General features: G+C 54.6%; 2 rRNA genes (both cut by a window edge). Both read left to right on the top strand.

Features of this window, described 5'->3' with window-relative positions:
• Positions 1–2,186 (top strand): 23S ribosomal RNA (locus FJ428_RS12445); it begins 625 nt to the left of the window's first position.
• 272 nt (positions 2,187–2,458) lie between these two features.
• Positions 2,459–2,500, top strand: a 5S ribosomal RNA gene (rrf, locus tag FJ428_RS12450) (it continues 73 nt past the right edge of the window).

Raw genomic sequence — 2,500 nt, forward strand, 5'->3', positions numbered from 1 at the left:
TGGGTCAGCGACTTAGTGTGACGAGCAAGCTTAAACCGCTAGGTGTAGGCGCAGCGAAAGCGAGTCTGAACAGGGCGTTCAGTTCGTCGCATTAGACCCGAAACCGAGTGATCTAGCCATGAGCAGGTTGAAGGTAAGGTAACACTTACTGGAGGACCGAACCCATAACTGTTGCAATAGTTCGGGATGACTTGTGGCTAGGGGTGAAAGGCCAATCAAACTCGGAAATAGCTGGTTCTCCGCGAAATCTATTTAGGTAGAGCGTCGACCGAATACCCCAGGGGGTAGAGCACTGGATGGGCTAGGGGTCCTCACCGGATTACCAAACCTAACCAAACTCCGAATACCTGGGAGTACTAGTCGGCAGACACACGGCGGGTGCTAACGTCCGTCGTGAAAAGGGAAACAACCCTGACCTACAGCTAAGGTCCCCAAGTTATGGCTAAGTGGGAAAGGATGTGAGGATCCCAAAACAACCAGGATGTTGGCTTAGAAGCAGCCATCATTTAAAGAAAGCGTAACAGCTCACTGGTCTAAATAAGGGTCTTTGCGCCGAAAATGTACCGGGGCTAAAGCCATACACCGAAGCTTAGGGTTCGTGAGCAATCACGAGCGGTAGCGGAGCGTTCTGTAAGCTGATGAAGCCATACCCGTGAGGGGTGGTGGAGGTATCAGAAGTGCGAATGCTGACATGAGTAACGTAAGGGGAGTGAGAGACTCCCCCGCCGAAAGACCAAGGGTTCCTGCTTAAAGCTAATCTGAGCAGGGTTAGCCGGCCCCTAAGACGAGGCGGAAACGCGTAGTCGATGGGAACCACGTTAATATTCGTGGGCCTGGAGGTAGTGACGGATCACACAAGTTGTCCAATCTTATCGGATTGAACGGGCAGCGGAGTGGTTCCAGGAAATAGCTCCTCCTTATAGACCGTACCCGAAACCGACACTGGTGGTCTGGTAGAGTATACCAAGGCGCTTGAGAGAACTATGCTGAAGGAACTCGGCAAATTGCACGCGTAACTTCGGAAGAAGCGTGACCCTTTTCTGCGCAAGCAGAGGAGGGTGGCACAGACCAGGGGGTAGCGACTGTTTATCAAAAACACAGGGCTCTGCGAAGCCGCAAGGCGACGTATAGGGTCTGACGCCTGCCCGGTGCTGGAAGGTTAAGAGGAGGGGTGCAAGCTCTGAATCGAAGCCCCAGTAAACGGCGGCCGTAACTATAACGGTCCTAAGGTAGCGAAATTCCTTGTCGGGTAAGTTCCGACCTGCACGAATGGCGTAACGACTTCCCCGCTGTCTCCAGCATAGACTCAGTGAAATTGAATTCCCCGTGAAGATGCGGGGTTCCTGCGGTTAGACGGAAAGACCCCGTGCACCTTTACTATAGCTTTACATTGGCATTCGTAGTGGCATGTGTAGGATAGGTGGTAGGCTTTGAAGCCTGGGCGCCAGCTCAGGTGGAGCCACCCTTGAAATACCACCCTTATCACTATGGATGTCTAACCGCGGCCCGTTATCCGGGTCCGGGACAATGTATGGTGGGTAGTTTGACTGGGGCGGTCGCCTCCTAAAGAGTAACGGAGGCGCGCGATGGTGGGCTCAGAACGGTCGGAAATCGTTCGCTGAGTGCAATGGCATAAGCCTGCCTGACTGCGAGACTGACAAGTCGAGCAGAGACGAAAGTCGGTCATAGTGATCCGGTGGTCCCGCGTGGAAGGGCCATCGCTCAACGGATAAAAGGTACGCCGGGGATAACAGGCTGATGACCCCCAAGAGTCCATATCGACGGGGTTGTTTGGCACCTCGATGTCGACTCATCGCATCCTGGGGCTGGAGCAGGTCCCAAGGGTATGGCTGTTCGCCATTTAAAGCGGTACGTGAGTTGGGTTCAGAACGTCGTGAGACAGTTCGGTCCCTATCTGCCGTGGGTGTAGGAATATTGAAAGGATCTGTCCCTAGTACGAGAGGACCGGGATGGACGGATCTCTGGTGGACCTGTTGTGGCGCCAGCCGCATAGCAGGGTAGCTATATCCGGACGGGATAACCGCTGAAGGCATCTAAGCGGGAAACCCACCTTAAAACGAGTATTCCCTGAGAACCGTGGAAGACGACCACGTTGATAGGCCGGGTGTGGAAGAGCGGCAACGCTTGAAGCTTACCGGTACTAATAGTTCGATCGGCTTGATCGTTCTCATTCCTTATGCCCATCGTGAAACACGATGGTCTGGCCAGCGCTCACGCATGAGCGGCCCTTACGGGCCTATGCTCCGCGAGGGCGCCGGACGACCGGCGACGCGCAGTCGCGCTTGCGGGCTTCGCCCGAAAGCAAACTGTGGATGTCGCTCAGGCACAAAAAGACAGGTGAAGAGCAACGAGCCAATAGCGAATAGGCATCCCCTATTCACTATTGCCTACTGCCCAATCCCTAACCCAGCTTCTCGAATAACGTGCGTTTTGCCGACCTGGTGGTTATGGCGGAGCGGCTGCACCCGATCCCATTCCG

It is taken from the genome of Mesorhizobium sp. B2-8-1 (genome assembly GCF_006440955.1).
Classification (GTDB): domain Bacteria; phylum Pseudomonadota; class Alphaproteobacteria; order Rhizobiales; family Rhizobiaceae; genus Mesorhizobium.